Below are 1,404 nucleotides of genomic sequence, written 5' to 3'. Positions count from 1 at the left end.
CCCGAAAAGTTAGACAGGTTATTTTGTTAAGTAGCTTGTTGGGCATGAGTCCGGTATTGTACCGGGCTCATGCCCTTTAATTTTGCCTTAATTCGTTTGTGGTTGCAGTACTCAATATAGTGTGCCAGCTCCTGCTTAAAGTGCTCGACACTCTCAAATTCATATAGGTACAGAAATTCTGATTTCATGGTGCCAAAGAAGCTTTCCATAACGGCATTGTCATAACAGTTCCCCTTGCGGGACATGCTTTGTGTAATCTTGTGTTCTTTCAAGGAGTGCCGGTACTGCTTCATCTAATAATGCCAGCCCTGATCAGAGTGAATGAGCAGCTTATCGTCTTCTGAAAGCCGTTCAAAAGAGTTCTCCAGCATCTCTGAGACAAGCGAATAGGTTGGCCTTGAGCCAATCGTGTAGGCGATGATTTCCCCATTAAACAGATCCAGCATGGGCGAGAGGTACAGCTTCTTCCCAAAAAGCTTGAATTCCGTAATGTCCGTTGCCCACTTTTCGTTCGGCTTGTCTGCCTGGAAGTTGTGCTCTAAAATATTAGGTGCCGTTTTGCCCACTTTCCCTTTATAGGAACGGTATTTCTTCATGCGCACAAGACTTTTCAGCCCAAGTGATTTCATGAGGCGCTGCACTTTTTGGTGGTTGATAAGATGCCCACGGTTCCGAAGCTCATCCCGGATGCGCCGGTAGCCGTAACGGCCCTTGTGTTCATGATAAATCTCCTGAATGAGCGCTTTGAATGCTGCATCCCGGTCTGGCCGGCCAAACTGCCTGACCATATAGTAATACGTGCTGCGTGGAATGCCAGCAAGCTGAAGAAGAGCGTTCAGCGGGAAGTCGACCCTTAGTACATAGACAGCCCTTACTTTGTCTTTTTTATTGATTTTTCCTTGTTTTGAACTAAGGCATTCAACTTTTTTAAATACGCATTCTCCATACGCAAACGTTCATTTTCCGCCTTTAATGCCTCTATTGATCCTTCAGCTGGTGCTTGTTTTTCCGATGTTTTTGGATTCTCATTTTTCATAGGTGGACGCCCCTTTTTCTTTGGTTCCAGGGCAGTCCATCCTTGTGTCTCGAAAAGGTGTTGCCAGTTCCAAAGTGTAGAATCAGAAGGCATATTAAATATCGCAGCCGTTTCAAAGATAGACGTCCCATTTTCGTTCATATAGTTAAGTACGTCTAGTTTATATTGGAATGAATGATTTGTATAGCTCTTGGAAAAAGCTTTTTCACCGTGATATTCATATTTTCTCACCCAAAATTGAAGGTTACTAACGTGCACACCTATCTCTTTTGCGATGGTTCCACATCCTTCATTTCCTTCTAAATATTGTTTCACAGCTTTCATTTGTTCTTCATCCGTAAATTTAGCCAAAAGAAAAGCCACTCCAA

General features: G+C 43.4%; 1 pseudogene. It reads right to left on the bottom strand.

Annotated elements, in window-relative coordinates:
• Nucleotides 1-26 precede the first annotated feature (26 nt).
• Nucleotides 27-1,387, bottom strand: a pseudogene (locus BTO30_RS16960) (IS3 family transposase).
• Nucleotides 1,388-1,404 lie beyond the last annotated feature (17 nt).

The organism is Domibacillus antri, from assembly GCF_001936625.1.
In the GTDB taxonomy this organism is placed as follows: domain Bacteria; phylum Bacillota; class Bacilli; order Bacillales; family Domibacillaceae; genus Domibacillus; species Domibacillus antri.
The sequence above is the reverse complement of the archived record's forward strand: the minus strand, read 5'-3'. Positions and strand labels throughout refer to the sequence as shown.